16 protein-coding genes are annotated in these 20,328 nt (G+C 68.7%); 3 read left to right on the top strand and 13 right to left on the bottom strand.

The features are described 5' to 3' along the window. Positions 1-1,032 carry a LacI family DNA-binding transcriptional regulator gene (locus tag AB7E03_RS16410; protein ID WP_489942402.1) on the top strand — a complete coding sequence of 344 codons (1,032 nt, stop codon included), beginning with the start codon at positions 1-3 and terminating at the stop codon, positions 1,030-1,032. Positions 1,033-1,081: 49 nt separating this feature from the next. Here the strand turns inward: AB7E03_RS16410 and AB7E03_RS16405 are convergent, their stop codons facing one another. From AB7E03_RS16405 to AB7E03_RS16390, 4 genes are read right to left on the bottom strand one after another with little or no spacing between them, the layout of a single operon-like run. Next, complete coding sequence (locus tag AB7E03_RS16405; RefSeq protein ID WP_489942401.1) at positions 1,082-3,184, bottom strand: beta-galactosidase; 2,103 nt, start codon at positions 3,182-3,184, stop codon at positions 1,082-1,084. 14 nt (positions 3,185-3,198) lie between these two features. After that, on the bottom strand, positions 3,199-4,095 hold the full coding sequence (locus tag AB7E03_RS16400) for a carbohydrate ABC transporter permease (RefSeq protein WP_489942400.1): 897 nt from the start codon (positions 4,093-4,095) through the stop codon (positions 3,199-3,201). Between the two features lie 17 nt (positions 4,096-4,112). Beyond that, a complete protein-coding gene (locus AB7E03_RS16395) occupies positions 4,113-5,054 on the bottom strand; it encodes a carbohydrate ABC transporter permease (RefSeq protein WP_489942399.1) in 942 nt (313 codons plus the stop codon). Then, positions 5,051-6,382: an ABC transporter substrate-binding protein gene (locus tag AB7E03_RS16390; RefSeq protein WP_489942398.1), complete on the bottom strand. Its 1,332-nt coding sequence runs from the start codon at positions 6,380-6,382 to the stop codon at positions 5,051-5,053. Before AB7E03_RS16390 ends, AB7E03_RS16395 begins: the two co-directional genes overlap by 4 nt. A 198-nt stretch (positions 6,383-6,580) precedes the next feature. Here AB7E03_RS16390 and AB7E03_RS16385 point away from each other — a divergent pair, with 198 nt between their 5' ends. Beyond that, complete coding sequence (locus AB7E03_RS16385) at positions 6,581-7,210, top strand: TetR family transcriptional regulator (RefSeq protein WP_489942397.1); 630 nt, start codon at positions 6,581-6,583, stop codon at positions 7,208-7,210. Between the two features lie 54 nt (positions 7,211-7,264). Here AB7E03_RS16385 and AB7E03_RS16380 read toward each other — a convergent pair whose 3' ends face one another. The 6 genes from AB7E03_RS16380 to uidA are packed head-to-tail and all read right to left on the bottom strand — an operon-like array spanning position 7,265 to position 14,745. Then, entirely contained in the window at positions 7,265-8,050 is a 786-nt protein-coding gene (locus AB7E03_RS16380) for an SDR family NAD(P)-dependent oxidoreductase (RefSeq protein ID WP_489942396.1), read from the bottom strand. 43 nt (positions 8,051-8,093) lie between these two features. Next, a complete protein-coding gene (locus tag AB7E03_RS16375; protein ID WP_489942395.1) occupies positions 8,094-9,719 on the bottom strand; it encodes a hypothetical protein in 1,626 nt (541 codons plus the stop codon). Next, positions 9,716-10,264: a gluconokinase gene (locus AB7E03_RS16370; protein WP_489942394.1), complete on the bottom strand. Its 549-nt coding sequence runs from the start codon at positions 10,262-10,264 to the stop codon at positions 9,716-9,718. The genes AB7E03_RS16375 and AB7E03_RS16370 overlap by 4 nt, the downstream gene beginning before the upstream one ends. Then, positions 10,254-11,627, bottom strand: a complete 1,374-nt coding sequence (locus AB7E03_RS16365; protein ID WP_441783502.1) for an MFS transporter — start codon at positions 11,625-11,627, stop codon at positions 10,254-10,256. Before AB7E03_RS16365 ends, AB7E03_RS16370 begins: the two co-directional genes overlap by 11 nt. Before the next feature lie 50 nt (positions 11,628-11,677). Beyond that, positions 11,678-12,916: a D-mannonate dehydratase ManD gene (manD, locus tag AB7E03_RS16360; RefSeq protein WP_489942393.1), complete on the bottom strand. Its 1,239-nt coding sequence runs from the start codon at positions 12,914-12,916 to the stop codon at positions 11,678-11,680. Next, positions 12,913-14,745 carry a beta-glucuronidase gene (gene uidA, locus AB7E03_RS16355; protein WP_489942392.1) on the bottom strand — a complete coding sequence of 611 codons (1,833 nt, stop codon included), beginning with the start codon at positions 14,743-14,745 and terminating at the stop codon, positions 12,913-12,915. Before uidA ends, manD begins: the two co-directional genes overlap by 4 nt. A gap of 125 nt (positions 14,746-14,870) precedes the next feature. On the opposite strand from uidA, the gene AB7E03_RS16350 reads away from it, so the two are divergent. Continuing rightward, positions 14,871-17,507 carry a family 78 glycoside hydrolase catalytic domain gene (locus tag AB7E03_RS16350; protein WP_489942391.1) on the top strand — a complete coding sequence of 879 codons (2,637 nt, stop codon included), beginning with the start codon at positions 14,871-14,873 and terminating at the stop codon, positions 17,505-17,507. A gap of 88 nt (positions 17,508-17,595) precedes the next feature. Here the strand turns inward: AB7E03_RS16350 and AB7E03_RS16345 are convergent, their stop codons facing one another. Genes AB7E03_RS16345 through AB7E03_RS16335 form a run of 3 tightly spaced genes read right to left on the bottom strand, consistent with a single transcriptional unit; the run spans position 17,596 to position 20,253 of the window. Then, entirely contained in the window at positions 17,596-18,393 is a 798-nt protein-coding gene (locus AB7E03_RS16345; RefSeq protein WP_489942927.1) for a DUF6999 family protein, read from the bottom strand. Between the two features lie 31 nt (positions 18,394-18,424). Continuing rightward, positions 18,425-19,123 carry an iron-containing redox enzyme family protein gene (locus tag AB7E03_RS16340; RefSeq protein WP_489942390.1) on the bottom strand — a complete coding sequence of 233 codons (699 nt, stop codon included), beginning with the start codon at positions 19,121-19,123 and terminating at the stop codon, positions 18,425-18,427. Beyond that, the gene (locus AB7E03_RS16335) at positions 19,120-20,253 is read right to left on the bottom strand and encodes a 3-oxoacyl-[acyl-carrier-protein] synthase III C-terminal domain-containing protein (protein WP_489942389.1); all 1,134 of its coding nucleotides are present in this window, start codon (positions 20,251-20,253) and stop codon (positions 19,120-19,122) included. Before AB7E03_RS16335 ends, AB7E03_RS16340 begins: the two co-directional genes overlap by 4 nt. Positions 20,254-20,328 lie beyond the last annotated feature (75 nt).

The raw sequence follows: 20,328 nt of genomic DNA, 5'->3' as shown, positions 1-20,328 counted from the left end.
ATGGACAAACACGGACCCGACGAGCAGCGCGCCCTCTCCATCCGGGACATCGCCCGCCTGGCCGGTGTGTCGCGCCAAACGGTGTCGCGCGTCCTCAACGGCGAGCGCTACATCAAGGCGTCCACCGAGGCGCAAGTGCGCAAGGTCATCGAAGAGAACTCGTGGAGACCCAACAGCGCCGCCCGTGCGCTCGCAACATCCCGGTCCAAGACGATCGGGCTGCTCGTCTCGGCCCGCTCGCATTACGGCCCCTTCAGCGCGGCCACCTCGATCGACGAGGCAGCGCGGGCGCGCGGCTACGCCATCCTCACGGCCACACTGGCCCGGGAGGACGACGCCAGCATCTCCGAGGCGCTCGACTCCTTCGCCGCCCAGGGGGTGGATGGCGTCGTCGTCATCGCGCCGCAGCAGCGGGCCCACGAGGCGCTGCAGCGCGTCGCCGTCCGCCTGCCGTTCGTGAGCCTGCACTGGAAGGACGACGGCGACGGGCGCGTGGCGGCGTTCGACCAGGAGGCGGGCGCCCGCCTGGCGACGCGTCACCTCATCGAGCTCGGCCACACCCGGATCGTGCACCTCGCCGGCCCGCAGGACTGGAACGAGGCGGAGGACCGGATGAACGGGTTCCTCGGCGAGCTGAACGACCACGACCTCCCGGTGACCGCTCCCCTGCTGGGCGACTGGTCGGCCGACCTCGGCTACGAGGTCGGGCTGAAGCTGTTCGACCATCCGGATTTCACGGCGGTGTTCGCCTCCAACGACCAGATGGCGCTCGGCCTCATGCACGCCGCCGCCGACTTCGGCCTCTCGGTGCCCTGTGACCTCAGCGTGGTCGGCTTCGACGACATCCCGGAGGCCAAGCATTTCGCGCCGCCGTTGACCACGATCCGCCAGGACTTCGGCTGGCTCGGCACGCAGGCGATCGACGTCCTGGTGTCTCAGATCGAGGGTGTCGAGCCGCTGGTGCCGATGGAGTACCCGATCCCGCAGCTGGTCGTGAGGGAGAGTACGGCGCCGCCACCGCCTGGGCGGTGAGGGGGTCTCTCCCTGCGGCGGTGTCCTGAGAACAGGACTCGGCTCGGCGCTACACGTTCTGAGCCGACGCCCCTAGGATCGGGGCACGGGCCGGTGACGGTTCCTCCATCACGGACGCGGCCACGACCGCGACATCGTGCTGGCCCAGCGTCATCCCTCGGGCACTCCCGCCGCTCAGCACGTCGGTGCCATCGACGTTGACGACCACCGGGCTCGTCCCGTGGTTGATGAGGAACAGCAGGTCGCCGCGCCGCACCGATTCGACCGGACCGCGGCCGTCCCCCGACAACGGATGCTCGACGCAGACCCCGCTCTCGGCGATGAGTCGCTCGACAACCGCCGCACGGCCGTCCCGGTCGAGGCGTGTGGCGAGGTACCAGGCCGCGCCCTCACCTCGGGCTTTCCGGGTCAGCGCCGGCCAGCCGTCCAGCGCACCGCCCTCGAAGACCGCCTCGACCTCCGCGTCGTGGATGTGCAGGGCTTCGGTCCACTCCGCACCCGTGCTGATGCCGCCCGCGAAGACTCCGCCCCGCACGGTCACCGTCGGCGCGATGGTGGCCGACTCTGCGACCGGGATCCCGCCGGGCCGCGCCCAAGCGCCGGTCAGCGGCCAGAACTCCTCGATCCACACACCCAGCGTCGACTGCAGCTCGCCGAGGTAGCCGCCGAGTCGCGCCCGCAGGTTCTCGTCGACGATCCCGGTCTGGTCGGTCACCAGGACGCTCGACCCCGACCGTACCGCCGCGTCGATCGCCGCCGCCTGTGCGTCGGTGGTGACGTACAGGCTCGGCACCACGACGATCGGGTACCCCGTGAGGTCACCGTCGCCGCGCACCAGGTCGACCGTCAGTCCGGCGTCCGTCAGGGCCGCATGCCACCGCGAGACCAGGGAGAGGTACGACGAGGTCGCCGGAAGTCCGCGCTGCTCGATCGCCCACCAGCTGTCCCAGTCGAAGAGGAGCGCGGCGTGCGAACGGGTCTCCGTCCCCATCACGTCACCCAGGGCCGCGAGCTCGGACCCCAGCTGCTCGACCTCGCGCCAGACGCGCGTCGCCGTGCCGGCGTGGGGCACCATCCCGGAGTGGAACTTCTCGGCACCGGATGCCGACTGCCTCCACTGGAAGAACAGGATGCCGTCCGCGCCCCGGGCGAGCGCCTGGTACGAGAGCGCCCGCGTCTGCCCTGCGGCCTTCGGAGCGTTCGCGGGCCGCGTGTTGACGGCGCTCGTCGCCTGCTCCATCAGGATCCACGGACGTCCGCCGCCCAGCGACCGCATCAGGTCGCGGGCCATCGCGGCGGCGCGCGGGGCGTCAGGGTCTGCGGGGTCCGGGTAGAGGTCGTCGGCGATCACATCCACGTAGGGTGCCCACCGCCAGTAGTCGGCGCCGCGGAACAGCCCCATGAAGTTGGTGGTGACCGGGATGTCGGGGGTCACCTCCCGCAGGATCGCCTTCTCCTCGAGGCAGCAGGCGAGCAGCTCGTCCGAGCTGAACCGGTCGAAGTCGAGCGCCTGTGTGGGGTTGCCGATCGCCGGGGTCGTCCGCGGCGGGAGGATCTCGTCGAACCTCGCGTAGGACTGCGACCAGAACGCCGTCCCCCACGCCTCGTTGAGCGTCTCGATCGTCCCGTACTTCCGTTCGAGCCAGCGCCGGAACGCGGCCGCCGACTCGTCGCAGTAGCACCGGGCGACGTGACAGCCGTACTCGTTGTTGACGTGCCAGAGCACTACGGCGGGGTGCTTCCCGTAGCGCTCTGCGATGGCACGGGCCAGCTTCCCCGCGCTCGCCCGGTACTGCGGCGAGCTCGGGCAGTACGCCTGCCGCGATCCCGGAGACAGCCGGATGCCGTCCGCGGTCACCGGGAGCGACTCGGGATACGCACGCGAGAACCAGGGCGGCGGCGAGGCCGTCGCCGTCGCGAGATCGACGGCGATCCCGTTCTCGTGAAGGAGATCCAGGATGCTGTCGAGCCAGCCGAAGTCGTACCGGCCCTCCTCGGGCTCCAGCAGCGACCAGGCGAACACGCCTACGGTGACGAGGTTCACCCCGGCGCGGCGCATGAGGTCGACGTCCTCATCCCACACCGCCTCGGGCCACTGCTCGGGGTTGTAGTCGCCGCCGAACCAGGGCGAACGGGCGAATGCAGGATGCATGGAGGACGTGTTCCTTACTTGATGGCCCCGGCGCTGATGCCGTCGACGATCTGACGCTGGGCGAAGAGATAGAAGACGAGCACCGGCACGATGGAGATGAGGGTGGCGGCGAGCAGGATCTGCGGCTGCGGCGTCTCGGCGGAGACGAAGCTGGTAAGGCCGCGTTGCACCGGCATCAGCGAGGTGTCGTTGAAGATGACGAGCGCCATGAGGTACTCGTTCCACACCGCGAACGCCTGGATGACGGCCACGGCTGCCAGCCCCGGCTTCGCCAGCGGGAGCATGATGCTGAAGAAGGTGCGCAGGGCGGACGCGCCATCGAGTGATGCCGCCTCCTCCAGGTCGCGGGGCTGCGACGCGAAGAAGCTGCGCATGATCAGCGTCGAGATCGGGATGCCCGAGGTGATCAGGATGAGGACGTATCCCTGCCGGGTGTTGGCCAGATCCAGGGTCAGCAGCACCTTGTACTGCGCGAGGAACATCGCCGGCGCCGGGATGATCATCACCGCGAGGATGAGGGCGGTGAAGATCGCCTTGCCCCGGAATTCGAGGCGCGCAAGCGCGTACCCGGCGAGGCTCGACACCAGCAGGATGCCTGCGACCGCGCACAGGGTGTAGATGATGCTGTTCGTCAGGTAGACGCCCAGGTTGCCTTTCACCCAGGCGGTGGTGAAATTCTGCCACTGGGGGACGGCCGGGAGGAGCGAGTCGCCGGTGAGGAGCTCCGGCAGCGTCTGCATCGAGCCGGAGATCATCCACAGGATGGGGAAGATAGCGCTCAGCGCTCCCGCGACGAGGAGCGCGTACAGCGCCACCCGCCCGGGCCCGAGGGGACGTCGCGTCGCGCGGGTCTCGGCGGGGACCGCCTCTTGGGCAGCCACGTAGCCGGGGGCATTCGTCGTGGTCGTCATGGTGTCTCCCGTGTTGCTCAGTCGTTCGCACGCCGGCGCGAGACGCCGAGCTGGACGAGCGACAGGATGATGAGAGCGCCGCCGAAGATGACCGACATGGCGGCTGCCTGCCCGTAGTTGTTGTAGGTGAACGCCTGGGTGAAGATCTGCAGCGTGGGCACCATGGTCGTGTACCCGGGACCGCCGTTGGTCAGCACCTGCACCGTCCCGAAGATCTGCAGGGCGGCCAGCAGCGTCAGCAGGCTGACCACCGTGGTGACCGGCGCAAGCTGCGGCCAGGTGATGTAGCGGAACTTGGCCCACCCCCGCGCGCCGTCGAGCTCGGCTGCCTCGTAGAGGTACTTCGGGATGTCCTGGAGACCGGCGAGGAAGAGGATGAAGCCGAATCCCCAGTGCAGCCAGAGGAAGACGGCGATGACGGCGAACAGCGCGACGTTCGGGTCGTTCAGCCAGTCGTGCTGGAGGAACGGCAGCCCCATCCAACCGAGGATCTTGTTCACGATCCCGGAGCGCGGGTCGAGCATCGCGGAGAACACCATGCCGACCACCACCACCGACAGCACGCTGGGGAGGTAATAGACGGTTCGGAAGAAGGTGCGTCCCTTGCGGATGGCGTTCACCGCGAGCGCCATGACGATGGCGACGCCGTTGCCCACGACGAACCCGACCACGCCGAAGATGACGACGTTCTTCATCGACGCCCAGAAGGCGACGTTGCGGAACGCGGCCTGGTAGTTCAGCCAGCCGATCCACGGTGTGTCCGGGCTGACGCCGTCCCACGACTGGAAGCTGAGCAGGATGGACTCGACGAACGGGGCCAGCGTGAAGACGGCGATCAGCGCGATCGCCGGAGCCAGGAACAGGTAGCCGGTGAGGCCGCGCCGCCGGCCGACCCGGCGCCGCCTGCGCGGCGCCCCGGAGGAGCGCCGCGCAGGGAGGGTGCTGACGGACGTGGTCACTGGCTGCTGTCCTGTGCCGTCTGGATGTCGGCGACCAGGTCGTCGACGCTCATCTGGCCGAGCACCAGCCGCTGCACATCACGGCTGATCGCGTCCGTGACCGGCGCGCTGAAGGTGTTCGGGATGACCTGGAGGTCCTTGATGCCGGCCGCGAAGCCGGTCAGCTGCTCGGGCAGCTTGGGGCTCGCCAGCAGGGACGGACTGGTCGGGATGATGTACGCCTCGGCCGAGAAGACCTGCTGTTGCGCCGGCTCGGTCAGCCACTTCACGAAGTCGAGCGACGCCTGCACGTGCTCGCCGCGCGGGTTGATGACCGCTCCCTTCCCGGGGACCCCCGGTGCACGCGGGGTGTACTTCGCGTCGGTGGCCTTCGGGATCGCGAGCGAGAAGTAGCTCGTGTAGTCGGGCGCGGTCTTGTGGCCGACGGAGACGCCGGGCGAGCCGTCGAAGACCGCTCCGACGCTATGCTTGGTGAAGAAGTTCGTCTCAACGGTCGGGTTGTCGTTCTGCCCGCCCGGGATCGCGTTGCCGGAGATCGCCTTGGCCTTCTGCAGGTCGGCGATGAACTGGAACGCTTTCTTCCATCCCGCCGACGTCCACTTGTACTTGCCCGCGAACGTGTCGGAGATCTGCTTGTCGGTCAGCCAATTGGAGGCGACGTACTGCGCCAGGAAGGGGCTCACGGATGCGGCGACCGAGAAACCGCCGGTGCCGCTCGCGTTGCTCTCCGCCAGCTGGTCGACCAGCGCATCGAGGTTCTTCGGCGGGTTCTCGGCGTCGAGGCCCGAGTTCTTCTCGTCCGCGACGATCCCGTAGGACTGCGTCTCCCAGTGGGCGGTGTAGATGCCGGGCTTGACGCCCAGGTTGTTGCCCTTCTCGAAGGTCGACAGCTTGATCACCTCGGGGGTGAAGTTCTTGCTCCACCCCGCCTTCAGCTCCTTGGTGAGGTCGAGCGCCCATCCGGCTTTGTAGAACGGCGCCATGGAGGTCTGGTTGAACGACGAGTAGATGTCCGGCATCTGCTTCGACTGCGCGTCCGCCTGCAGTTTCGGGAGGTAGTCCACCGGCCCTGGGGTGTCGACCGTCACGGTCACGCCGGTCTTCTCGCCGTACTTCTTGGCGAGTTCGTTGAGCGCCGCTTCCTGGCCGCGGGACTGGTTGAGGAACGTCAGGTGGACGTCCTTCTCGGCGGTCGCGGTGGCCGTGCTGGCCGTCGATCCGGAAGCGCTGCAGCCGCTCAGCAGCAGGGCGGCCGCGGCCAGCGCCGCGCTCGCGGCGACGGCAGAGCGCCGCCGTACGTTGTATCGATTCAGTTCGCGTGGATGCATTGTCCTCACCTTTGAAAGACACCGGGGGCGATCCCCAGCAGACCGGGAATGGGATGCAGGCCGTCCAGGGGTGCGTGCGGCCCGACTGCTAACTCTGAGTCGCTTATAGAGTTCGCACTTGGATGGTAACCAGCGCGTGCGGCCCGTGTCAATTCTTAATGGGCAATAGTTTTAAAGAATCTGGGCTATCGTGGCGGCATGGTGAAAACTGTCGCCGTGCGCGGGCCTCGCGGGAGCTACGCCAAGACCAAAGAGCGTCGGCGCGCCATTGCTGAGGCGGCCCTCGAGATCGTCCTGGAGAAGGGGCACCGGTCGCTCATCACGGCGGATGTCGCACAGCGCGCGGGGCTCAGCGAGCCCGGGGTGCTGTACCACTACCCGACGAAGGACGACCTGCTGCTGGCCGCCCTCCGCCTGTCGGACGAGTACGAGTGGTCGACGATGCCGCTCGGCGAATCGGTGCGCCGCGCCCCTGCCCGCGCGGCGGAGAGCCTGCGACGCATCAACGTCGTCCGCCTGCACACGGCGATGTTCGGCGAGTCGAGCGACCCGGCGCATCCCGCACACGAGTACTTCAAAGAGCGCTGGCGCGCCGGAGACGAGCGGATGGTGGAGAGCATCGTCCGCCTGCAGCAGGCGGGCGTCGTCGATTCGTCCCTCGACCCCTATCGCGCGTCGCGCTGGATCCACACGGCCTGGGAGGGCCTGCAGCTCCAATGGCTGGCCGAACAGAATTTCGACATCGCCGCCGAGCTGGGGTCCCTCATCGAGCGCGTCCTCGGAGTGCCGATGAGCGCGATCGAACGGGCCGGCGACCAGAGCGCCTGACCGCGCCTCAGAGGGTCTCCCCCGCGTCCGCCAGCAGCGTGCTCCCGGTCATGATCAGGGACAGATCGCTTGCGGCGAAGAGCACCACCCGGGCGATGTCGTCCGGAGTGCCGAGCGGCCGATCCTGCTCTGCGTCATCACGTCCAGCGGCGGCATCTCGATGCCCGCTGCCGCCGCCTGCTCGGTCGCCGCCCGGGCCGCCGCGATGTTGCCCTCGGTCGGGACGAAGCTCGGAGCGACCCCGAGGACGCGCACACCGAGGGGTGCGAGATCGACGGCCAGCGACTTCGTGAGGCCACGCGCCGCGTGCTTGGAACTGACGTACGCCGCCATGCCGGGGAACGCGACCTGGAAGCCGGCCGTCGAGATGATGTTGACGATGACTCCCCCGGAACCGTCCGCGGCCATCCGGCGAGCGGCCTCCCGCGAGCCGAGGAACACTCCGCGCGCGTTGACCGCGAACACCCGGTCCCACAGCTCGTCCGGCATGTCGAGCACGGGAGCGTTGGGGAACAGGCCCGCGTTGTTGACCCAGATGTCGAGGCCGCCGAGCTCCCGGACGGCCAGGTCGGCTGCGGCAACGACCGAGTCGGTGTCGGATACGTCGGCGCGCGTCCCGATCGCGGTCACGCCGTACCGTTCGGCGAGCTCGGCCGCTGCCGCCTGGGCAGGTTCCTCGTTCAGGTCGACGACGAGCACGTCCGCTCCCGCCTCGGCCAGTCGTTCGGCGATGGCCCTGCCCAGGCCTTGGGCGCCGCCGGTGACGACTGCGCGGCGGCCTCGGAGGGAGACGAGTTCGGCGATCGACGCGTTCGAGACGTCAGGGAAGGGATAGGGCATACGGACCTCCAGGTCGTGTGGGTGTGGTCATCGGTGGAAGGCGCTACTCGACCAGGTCCTCGACGCGCGCCTCGGTGTCTCCGAACCGTGCGGAACCGAAACTCTGCGGCCGCCCGTCCTCTGCGGTCCCGAACAGCAGCCGCGCGCCCTGCTGGACGCCGGACCAGGTCGCACGGAGACGCATCTCCCCGCTGGCCTCGCCCTCCGCGACGAGGTCCGCCTCGTACACCGCGCCAGTCGCCATCGAGCCGCTCGAGCGTTCGTAGCCGTTGTAGACGGTCCTGCCGTCGTCGCTGAAGTCGACGTAGCGCGAGAACGCGGACCACGTCCCGTGCCCGTCCGACGACCGCTCGAACTCGAGGTGCCCGGAGTGCGCACCGGCGATGCGCCCGGACGGCACGACGTGGATCCGGCGCCGTAGCCGCTCGCGCGCCTCGTCGCCCGTCACCGCATACGGCGGGATGCCGGGCGTCGTGACGACCGGCGCGGCGGCCGCCGGCGCGTGCTCGGGAAGCCGGGCGACGCGGATCCTGAGTTCGGGATGGCCGCCCTCCCCCGAGCCTCGGAGCTGCTCCATCCACATCGCCCGCGTGCCATCCGGATGCCACGACATCGGGGAGACGTAGACCCACGACGCGTCGGCGCTGTTCAGCGGCACGCCCTGATACCCCGGCTCGGTCACCGAACGCTCCATGTCGATCAGGACGGGCCCGATGTTCCCCGGCCGGAACCGCCGGACACCGTCGACGGCGTAGACGTAGAGCACCCACGCCAGGTCCATCGTCACGAGCTGCGCGTGCGGGCGCGGCACGAGGCCGAGGAATCGCGGGTCGGTGCCGCGCGACGCTCGCGAGGTCATCACGATGCCCAGCCGCTCATCCGGCGAGAGGATGGTCGTCTCGTCGTACCCGGGGGTCCTCGTGATCGGCTCGATGTGCTCCGACGTGAGGCTCTGGATGACGGAGTCCGTCAGCGCGCTGCCCCCGTCTCCGACGGACGAGAGAGCGGAGCCGCCGCGGACGAACTGCTTGACCTCTCCGCCGAGCATAGGCCGCATCCTGAACCAGCCGTCGCGCTCCGGGTCGGGGACGACCACCTCCCTGCTGCTGATGATCGCCGGCTCCTCGATCGTGTACCGGTCCGCACCACGCTCGAGCCGGCCGAGCGCCACGACGGCCGACATGTCGGTCCGCAGGATCGTCCAGGCGATGTTCCGGTCGTCCGGCGAGACGATGATCTCCGACCAGTGGTGCGAGGTGAGCGGGTCCGATGTCAGGTCCCATGGATACTCGACGGGCAGGAGCTCGACCGTCGTGGCGGTGCCGAGGTCCGGCGTCGCTTCGAGGACGTAGTCGCCGAGAAGCACCCGGCGGCCGTCGCTGAACGGCATGTGGCGGATACCGTTCGCCGTCGGGCTCTGCGGGATCGCTCCGGAGAAGATCTCGCGGAAGTCCGTCCCGTCATCTCGGACGATGCCGACACGGAACCAGTCGTCGTGGTCGCCGGCGCGTCGGAACAGCACGAAGACGTCGCCCGACGGCAGGTACGTGGCGCTCGACAGCTGGACGCCGTCGGGCAGCGGAACCGTCGAGAGCTCGATCCGGCCGAAGGCGCTGTCCCGGGTCTCGGTTTCCCGCTCGTCGGTCGCGGCGAGTGTTCCCTCTGTCATGCAAGCGCATCCTCTCGGGTGGTGACCCAGTCGTAGATCCGTGCCGCCACAAGCTCGGGGGCGTCGTGGACGGAGAACACGGACCCCGTCTCGTCGGGCTCCAGCGTCTCCAGCGTCTGCAACTGGGAGGTGAGCAGCCCGGGCGGCATGAAGTGGTCGGTGCGAGCGCCGATCCGCTCTCCCAGCAGGTCGGCACTGCCCTCCAGCTGGGCGAACGTCACCGGCCCGTCCGCACTGCGGCGGATGGCATCCCGATACGTCCGTCGCAGCGCCGAGCAGGCGACGACGACGCCGCGACCCGACCGGAGCTCGGCGGCGACCGCCTCACCGACCCGGGCGAGCCACGGCCAGCGGTCGTCGTCGGTGAGCGGTGTCCCGCCGGCCATCTTGTCCTTGTTCGCCTGCGGGTGCAGGTCGTCGGCGTCGATGAACGGCAGGTGCAAGCGCTCGGCGAGCGCCCGTCCCACGGTCGTCTTGCCTGCACCCGAGACGCCCATCACGACGATCGCCGACCGCGAGACGGCGTCCCCGGCCTCAGCGGACACTCTTCACCTTGGTGAAGATGATGAGCCCGCCGATGAGGGCGAAGACCGCGCCGATGAGGTACAGCGTCGTGTAGTTCTTGTCGGCTCCGACCGCCCCGATGGTGATGATCAGCGGAGCGATCAGGGGCGCGATCGCGCTCGGGATCTTCTGGGCGAACGCCACGACCGCGAGGTAACGACCGGCCTCCGCACGGCTCGGCAGCACGGCGAACACGATCGCCTGGTCCACCACGCTGAACGCCGCGATGGCCAGCTGCATCAGCACCGATCCGACGACCAGCGGGACGATGGAGTGCGCGAACGCCTCGACACAGGCGCCGGCCACGAACAGCAGGGCACCGATCAGGGTGAAGAGCTTGCGGCGTCCCAGCTTGTCCGAGAGGAACCCGCCGAGGATCGCACCGCCGGTGGCGGCCAGCACGCCGATGATGCCGATCGCGGCGACGACGCCCGCCACCTGCACCACAGGGATGCCGAGCCGCTGCGCGTAGAAGAACGTGCCGAACGTCGTGTTGAAGTACAGCCCCATGAAGAAGATGAACCGGCCCAGCCAGTTCCAGCCGAAGTCGGGGTACTTCCTCGGGTTGAAGACGTAACTGCTGAACAGCGCCTTGGCGCTCACGGTGTCGTTCCGGACGATGTCGCGCGAGCTGCCCTCCCGCTTGATCAGGACGAACGCGAGGATGAGCACGAGGCCCACCAGGGCGGGCACGAGGAAGAGCAGGAAGGTCGACTTCACGACCGCGTAGGCGACGCCGATGCCGATGACCGGCGCGATCTGCGTGGACACCCCGGTGAGGGCGGAGGCGCGTCCGCGCTGCTCCTCGGGCACCCGGTCGGCCAGCAGGGTCTGGATGCCCTGGCCGGCGGTCGCCCAGCCCAGCAGGCCGACCACCCAGCCGGCGCCGATGAGCAGGAGGTTCGGCGACACGGCGATGAACACCACCGCCAGGAGGCCCAGGATCGCCCCGCCCACGACGAACGGCGTGCGACGCCCGAACGGCGACCGGAGCCGATCGCTCCACACGCCGAGCAGCGGGCTGAGGACGAGGTACACCAGCTGCGCGGTCCCCGTGATGTAGCCGAGGACCTCCTCGTGGCCGGGATCCAGCTGGGACACCCGCACCGCGAGGGAGTACGTGAGCGGCACCATCAGGGCGAGGCTGGCGCCGAAGTTCGCGACCGTGATCCAGAAGAGGTAGCTCGCGCTCACCCGTCGGAGCGGCGGGGCGACCAGGTCAGGGCCGTTGATCTCCTGGTTCTGGGGACCGGCCGCCGGACCCGCCGAGGTGGGCAGGACCGTGGCGGCCTCGACCCTCACGGCACGCGAGGATTTCGTGTCGAGGTTGCTGTACTTGCGCATCGGGAATGACTCCTTCGTCAAACGCTGAAAAGGGGGAGGGTGTTCGGGGTCTACCAGTCGTGGACGGTGCCGTCGGCGAGCCGGTTGTAGGGCAGGTAGGCGCGGACGTACGGGTACTTCCCGGCCTCGTCGACATCCAGCTCGACCCCGAGCCCCGGCTGGTCGCCCGGGTGCAGGAAGCCGTCCGTCCAGGTGAAGGACTGCTGGAAGACGCTGTCCGTCTTCTCGCCGTGCTTCATGTACTCCTGGATGCCGAAGTTGTGGATCGCGAGGCCGAGATGCATGGCCGCGGCCATCCCGACCGGCGAGATGTCGGTCGGGCCGTGCATCCCGGACTTGATCTGGTACTGGGAGGCGTAGTCGAGGACCTTCTTGAGGTGCGTGATGCCGCCGGTGTGGGTCACCGCCGAGCGGACGTAGTCGATGAGCTGCTCGCGGATGATCTGCTGGTAGTCCCACACGGTGTTGAAGATCTCGCCGATGGCGAGCGGCGTGGTCGTGTGCTGGCGGACGAGCCGCAACGCCTCCTGATTCTCGGCCGGCGTGCAGTCCTCCAGCCAGAACAGGTCGTACGGCTCGAGCGACTTCCCGAGCTGCGCGGCCTGGATCGGCGTCATCCGGTGGTGCCCGTCGTGCAGCAGCGGCAGCTCCGGACCGAACTCGTTCCGCACCGCTTCGAACACGGTCGGGATGTGGCGCAGGTAGGAGCGGGTGTCCCAATCCTCCTCGTTCGGCAGGCCGCCGCGCTGCGCCGGCTCGTGGTCGTAGCGCACGCCCTGGTTGGCCTCGTAGGTCGCGTTGGAGGCGATCCCGTAGATCGACTTCAGCCCGGGGACGGCCGACTGGATGCGGATGGCGCGGTAGCCCTGCTCCTGGTGCTCGCGCACGCTGTCGAAGAGCTCGGGCAGGTCGCGGCCCGAGGCGTGGCCGTAGGCCAGGAGTCCGTTGCGCGAGGCTCCGCCGAGAAGCTGGTAGACCGGCATCCCGGCGGCTTTGCCCTTGATGTCCCAGAGGGCCATGTCGACTGATGCGATCGCCGCCATCGTCACCGGTCCCCGCCGCCAGTACGCGCTGCGGTAGAGGAACTGCCAGGTGTCCTCGATTCGCGAGGCGTCTCGACCGATCAGCAGCGGGACGACGTGCTCGCTCAGGTAGGCGACCACCGCCTGCTCGCGCCCGTTGAGCGTGGCATCGCCGAGGCCCGTGAGCCCGTCGTCGGTGGTCAGCTTGAGGGTCACGAAGTTGCGGTCGGGGCTCGTGACGATGACTTCGGCCTTGTCGATGATCATGAGGGGTTCCCTTCGCTCGCTGCGGGTCGTTCTGCAGGGCCGCCCGGTTTCTTCCCTTCTAGGCCGCGCCAGCGGTTGCGCACGGAGAAGGCCGCGCCCTTGGGTTTGCGGTCGCGGGTGAAGACGCCCTTCTTGTTGCCGTCGACCCGGTGGATGCCGGGGCCGGTCATGAAGTCGGCGAAGTTCCAGATGTGCTCGCCCACGAACTCGGGGATCCGGTCGAAGACCCGGTGGTACGCGGCCAGCAGGTCGGACTGGTACTCCTCCGTCCACGGCATGTCCCAGACCGAGTGGAGCCCGGGCTGGGTGTCGGCGCCGTACTCGGACATCATGATGGGCTTGCCGAAGCGCTGCACCCAGCCACGGAGCTCCTGCTCCAGCACGCTCTCCGCCGTGGCGAGGTCGCCGGTGAAGACGTACCAGCCGTAATAGCGGTTGATGGAGAGCACGTCGAAGAGGTCGCCGATCTTGTCGTTCGCGGGGGTGGCGAACATGACGGCGGCGTAGGTGAGCGGCCGGGTGGGGTCGAGCTCCCGGGCGAGGTCGACCAGGGGCTCGAAGTACTCCCGCGATCCGTCCTCGTTGGAGGCGGGCTCGTTGGCGATGCTCCACATGACGACGCTGGGATGGTTCTTGTCGCGGGCGAGAAGCTCGCGCAGGTGCTGGGCGTGCACGTTCCGTGTCTCCCCGCCGAAGTTCTCCGGGGCGAAGGTCGGTGTCGGCGGGATGCCCGTCAGCCCGCCCTGCACGCCGAGATTGAGACCGACCGCGGCGGTCTCTCCGATGACGACGATCCCATGACGGTCGGCGAAGTCGAGCACCTCTTCGGCGTAGGGGTAGTGGCTGGTGCGGAACGAGTTGGCGCCCGTCCACTCCAGCAGCTGGAAGTCGTGCACCAGATAGGCGTCGTCGTGACCTTTGCCCCGCACGGGAGTGTCCTCGTGCTTGCCGAAGCCCGTGAAGTAGAACGGTTCGCCGTTGATCAGGAAGTCGCTGCCGCGCACCTCCACGGTACGGACGCCGAAGGGCAGGATGTAGCTGTCGACCGGCTCGCCGTCCTGTACGAGTTCGACCAGCAGGTCGTACAGGTACGCCGCTCCCGGCTGCCAGAGGTGGACGTCATCGATGCGGACGCTGCCCTCGGCGCCTTCCGCCGTCGCGACGGTGGTACCGCTCTCGTCGAGGACGCGGATGCGAACATCCGCTCCCTCCGCTCCGGCCGTCTCGATCCGGTAGTCGACGAGGCCTGCCGAGCCCTCGATCCGGGTCACGACGGTGATGTCATCCACGTAGGCCTGCGGTGTGCTGTACAGCTTCACCGAGCGGGCGATGCCTGCGTAGTTGTAGAAGTCGTGGTGGTACGTCTGCTTGAGACGGCCGTCCGGCAGCGTGTCGACGGTCCCCGGTGGGATGGTGAGGTGCGTCAACCGGTTGTCCACGGCGACGGTCAGGCGGAACTCCTCGCCGGGCGCGATGATGCCGGTGAGGTCGGCGTCGAACGGCGTGTAACCTCCGACGTGCTCGGCCACGAGCACGTCGTTCGCGTAGACCGTGGCGGCGTGCGTGACCGAGCCGAACCGGAGGACGACCCGCTCGCCGGCCCACCCGCGCGGCACCCGCGCGGCACGCTGGTACCAGACCACCCCGACGTGATCGCGGATGGCCGAGTCGACGAAGAGGTCGTTGTAGCTGGCCGGAACGGGCGCTTCGAGCGAAGTGACGATGCGCGAGCGCCAGGGCTCCGCGCCGACGGCGGAGTCGAGCGCGAAGCGCCAGAGACCGTCGAGGCTGACGACGTCGCGGGTGGGGGTGGTGCGGATGCTGAGCATGGTTCTCCTACGCGGCACTGCGGGGACAGTGGACTCAGTACACCAGGTTTTGCGAATTTCGGCAAGCGATTGCCATAATGATCCCGGCAGCAGGTTCGCGACGCGAAATGGAGGCGATGGCGCCGATGACACAGACAGCTCCGACCGGGTTGCGGATCGACTCAGGGGGCGACGGTTATCCGGTCTCCGAGCAGACGGCGCGCCTCTCCTGGTTCCCTGTTGCCGAAACCGCGACATACGAGATCGAGGCCTCGATCGGGTCGGAGCGCCAGCCGGTCGTGACGACGACCGGCCACCGGTTCATGGAGTGGCCGTGGCGCGATCTGCGCAGCGGCGAGCGCGTACGCTGGCGGGTCCGTCGGCCCGGCGGACCGTGGAGCGAGGAGCACCTGTTCGAAGCGGGCCTTCTCGACGCTGACTGGACGGCCGAGTGGATCTCGCCAGCCGAACCCGACGACGGCAAGCCCGGGCAGCGTCCGGGTCACCTGCTGCGCGGCGAGGCCACGATCGAGGCCCCGGTGATCTCTGCCCGCCTGTATGCGACGGCGCTCGGCGTCTACGAGGCCTTCGTCAACGGCGAGCGCGCCGGGACTGCGGAGCTCTGCCCCGGCTCCACCTCGTACGACAAGACGGTGTACGCCCAGGTCGCCGATGTGACCAACGCTCTCGTGGTCGGGGTGAACCACATCGAGATCCTGCTGACCGACGGCTGGTACCGCGGCCAGGTCGGGGCGTTCCACGCGCCGGCCGCCTGGGGCGAGCAGGTGGCCGCCCGGGCGGAACTGCACGTGGAGTTCGCGGACGGCAGCCGCCGCGTCGTCGGAACCGACGGCAGCTGGACCGAGTGGACCTCGCCCATCCTGCGCGCCGATCTGATGGACGGCCAGGAAACCGACCTGACCATCGAGCCACAGGCGATCGGCCCGGTCCGGACCGGACTCGTGGCGGCGCCGCCGATCTCGTGGTCGCCCGCGCCGCCGGTGCGGCGGATCGAGGAGCGGGAGCCGCGCTCCTTCACCCGGGGCCCGTCCGGCGGCTGGATCGCCGATTTCGGACAGAACGCTTCGGGCTGGCTCCGCCTGACGGACCTCGGACCCCGCGGCACGCGAACAGTCCTCGAGCATGGCGAGTACCTCGACCCGTCCGGCGACCTCGACATGTCGCACCTCGACTCCGAGCGGGCGGGCGATGGCCTCGTCGTCCTCGATCAGCGCGACGAGGTGGTCTCCTCGGGCGAGGTGAATGCGGTGTTCGAGCCGAGGCACACCATCCACGGCTTCCAGTACGCCCGCATCACGCGCGATGAGCCGCTCAGCGCCGACGCCGTGCGGATGCAGGTCGTCAACACGGACCTCGCCCCGGCGGGCACCTTCCGATGCAGCGACGACGACCTCAACCGCCTGCACGAGATCGCCGACTGGAGCTTCCGCGGCAACGCGGTCGACGTGCCGACCGACTGTCCGCAGCGCGAGCGCCTCGGCTGGACCGGCGACTATCAGGTCTTCGCGTCCACCGCCGTGCTGCTGTTCGACGTCCACGGCTTCACCCGGAAGTGGCTGCGCTCCGTCCGCGACGACCAGCTGGACGACGGACGCATCGCGAACTTCTCGCCCGACGGTCGTCAGGTGAAGCACCATCCCGAACTCCAGGTCGCGCAGATGACCGGGTCGGCCGGCTGGGGCGACGCGATCGTGCACGTGCCCTGGGTGCTGTACGAGACGTACGGCGACCGCGGCGAGCTGGCGGCGAACTGGGACGCGATGGTGCGCTGGGTGGAGTGGGCGCTGGAGACCGCACGGACGAAGCGCCACCCGTCGAGGGTTCAGCGCTCGGCCGAGCCGCTGCCGCACGAGCAGTATCTGTGGGACGGCTCGTTCCACTGGGGCGAGTGGTGCGAGCCCAAGGTCCGCACGCCCGACGGAGCGTTCGTGGACCCGCTGAAGGACAACCCCCTGGCGTGGTTCACGGAGGACAAAGGCGAGGTGGGGACCGCCTTCCTGCACCGTTCGACGTCGACCCTGGCGCGGATCGCGGCAGTGCTCGACCGAAGTGACGAGGCCTCACGCTATTCGGTGCTTGCGGACCGCATCCGCGACGCCTGGCGGACCGAGTTCCTGACCCCTGACGGACGGACGGCCACGGACACCCAGGCCTCGTACGTTCGTGCGCTCAGCTTCGGGCTCATCCCGGAGGTGCTCCGCACGGCGGCGGCTGACCGGCTCGTAGCGTTGATCCGGGATGCCGGAACGCACCTCGGCACCGGCTTCCTCTCCACCGCCGACCTGCTCCCGATTCTGGCGGAGACCGGGCACAGCGACCTCGCGTACGAGCTGCTGTTCCAGCGGTCGTCGCCGTCGTGGCTCGGGATGATCGATCGCGGCGCGACGACGATCTGGGAGGACTGGGACGGGATCGACGAGGACGGCCGGGCGCACGAATCCCTGAACCACTACAGCAAGGGAGCGGTGATCCGCTTCCTGCACACCCACCTGCTCGGGCTCGACCAGGCGCCGGGGTCGGTGGCATGGGAGTCGTTCGTCCTCCGTCCCGTCCCCGGCGGCGGGGTCGCCTGGGCAGAGGGGTCGTACACGACCCCGCAGGGTGTGCTCGAGGCCGCGTGGCGGATCGAGGACGGGACGATGCGCATAAGCGGGCGCGTTCCGGAGGCGACCCGTGGCGTCGTCGTGCTGCCCGACGGGCGCACAGTGAGCGTGGGGCCGGGGGCGTTCACGGTGTCATCCGCCGTGTCGGCCGCCGCCTGACGATCGCGGCGCCTGCCCGCAACGGGGCTGAGCGCGCGCGGAGGATCGGAGGTCGGGCTCCGAATCGCCGACGGACCGTGGTGCGGTCTCAGCCCGCATCGGCCTGCGCGAGCTTCACCAGGTGCGCGTGCGCGTATTCGCACACCAGAGCGTGACGGTAGACCATCTGCGGCACATCCACGTTGGAGTCCATCCAGAGGCTCAAGACGCCGACCTTCCAGTCCCGGAAAGTGTCGTCGCCGGAGACGAGCGCGAGGATCTCCAGGAAGGAGTCGTCGAATCTCATCGAGTGCACAGCCCGGCGATATTCGTGCAGGGACAGCGCGACGGAGAACGGGATGTTCATGAGGCAGAGCGCCGTCTGGATATCCAGGCGGAGAAGCCGACTGCGACCCCTTTCGGGGTCGAGCACCGGAATATCGAGCTGTGCGAAATCGAGCACGTCCGGCCGGGAGAGCGGAACCCCGTCGAGCCCGATGACCACGTCGTAGACGTTGACGTCGTGCTCGACCACGGCGTGATCTCCGAGGCCGGCCAGGCTCTCCGGGCGCAGCGTGACCGGTTCCAGCCGGGCGGAGGTGTTTCGGATGACGAAGTTGATGAGGTTCGTCTCGACCACGAAGTGCCGGATGAGCAGCTCGACGGTATCCGGTGAGACGAACCTCCGGAGGAACCAGACGCACAGCGCGTCCATGACGCTCAGCGACATCCACCGGAAGGGAAGCACTCGCTTGACGATCGAGACCACCGCGACGATGACCCGGGACACGATGCGCGCAACCGGGTAGAGCCATCGCCGGGAGAGCTGACGCTGGTCATCGACGATCTTGCGGATGACGGCACGGTCGAGCGGCACGGCGGGATCGGCATACATCGCATCCCACATACTGGGGTCGGAGAGGGGCGATCCCGCCACGTCAGCGATCCAGTTCTTCCAGCTGCAGCGCATACAGCCGTGCGACCACTTCGGCGCAACGCACGATCTCGTCGGCGGCGGCGTCGTCGACGATGCCTGAGGTCAGGATGGCGTCGAGACCGCCCGTGTGCTGGGCGTCGGCCTCCTGGTGGTAGCGCATGAAGTGGACCTGGTTGTCGGCGAGGCCGAGTACCTCCTGGAAGCGTGCGGCCCAACCGGCCGCTCTCTTCGCCCCCAGCCCTTCGATGATGAACATGGCGCCGAGGAGGCCGACCGGATTCGGCTGTGCGGCGTAGTGGAACATGTAGCCCGAAAGGGCTTCCGAACCGACGTTCTTCCGACCGCGGCGGAGCTCGTCGAGCGATCCGCCGATCGCGACGTAGTCCCGTTCGATCATGAGGTAGTCGCGGTGCTCCTCCTCGGCGTGATGGATGGCCGCGGAGCGGAGCACGAAGTGGTCGATGTCGAAACTGGACGCCGCGCGCGATATCCACGGCGAACCGTCGACGACCTGCTGCCGCAGGTTGAAGAGCAGCCGCTCGTAATCGTGAAGGGTCGCGGTTCCCTCGGCGAGCCGCCGCAGGACGGGGACTCGCTCCAAGTGCTCTTCGAGTTGCGCCCAGACGGCGGCGAGCCGCGCGGGAAGGGTGTCTGCCGTCTCCGGCTGGGCATCGATCACGGGAGTGGTCGCGTCGGTCATGTCTGAGCTCCTTGCTGTTGCGGGGCGACCACCGTCAGATGGGCGAAGGCGAATGAGAACCGTCCGGATTCGGGTACCGCCAGGAGAACGGTCTCACCGGGCGAGAACCGACCGGTGCGCCACGCTTCCTCCAGCGCGATGAAGATGCTCGCCGACCCTGTGTTCCCCCTGGTCTCGAGGTTGGAGAACCAGCGGTCGGTATCGAGCGTCGGGAGACGACGGCGCAGCCCGTCGAAGGCGAGGTCGCGGAACGCGTTGGTGCTGTAGTGGCACAGCACGTGGTCGAGGTGCCGCACATCGACGAGTCCGATGTCGACCAGTTCTTCGAACTGCCGGAGGCCGTGCTCGGCGAGCTCGCCCAGCACACTCACGTCCTGGCGGAGCACGAACATCCCCCGAGCCTCGGCCTCCTCGATGCCGACGTCTTGCCAGGTGTGGCCGGCATCGGCGTGAGTGCCGTCCATGCCGGCACGCATGCACACCTCGTGCTCGTGGGCGACGGAGACATGGCGAACCCAGTCGACTCGCAGGGACGGTCGACTCGGATGCGGCTGGAACTCGACAAGAACGGCGCCTGCGCCGTCGGAGAGCATCCACCGCAGGAAGTGCGCATCCATACCGGCCCGGATGTCGTCGAACCGTTGTTGACGCAGGCTGCGGCTCGGCAACTCCGACCCGACCACCAGTGCTCGGGGATGGTCGCCGAGCCGGATCTTGCTCACAGCCGCGTCGAGCGCCGCCAGGCCGGACGCGCAGACGCCCGACGCCGAGAGCAACTGCATCGGACCGCCGCCCAAGCGGCCGTGCACCATGGAGGCGAAGCCGGGCACGAGCACGTCGCCCATGGTGGTGGCGGTCGCCAGCATCCGCACATCCTCGGCCACGATGCCGCGGTCGTCGAGGGCGGCACGAAGTGCCTTCACGGCGAGTTCTTCGTTCAGCTCGGTGGGCTCACCGTTCTCGTCCAGCGCGTAATGCCGGAGCTTGATGCCATTGGCGTTGAGAATCTGGCGGCGGATGCGCTCGGTGACCGGATCGTGGCCGCCGAGGCGGGCGGCGATCCCGTCGTTGTCGACCGGTTCGCCCGGGAGGTAGCTGCCGAGGCCCGTGATGTACGCGGTCGCTGTCACGATTCGCGCACCGCGCGGTGCCGGCGGCACAGCAGCACATCGAGACCACCCATGGCAATTGCCCCCCTGTTTCCC

Source organism: Leifsonia sp. RCC_180 (genome assembly GCF_058138205.1).
The sequence above is the reverse complement of the archived record's forward strand: the minus strand, read 5'-3'. Positions and strand labels throughout refer to the sequence as shown.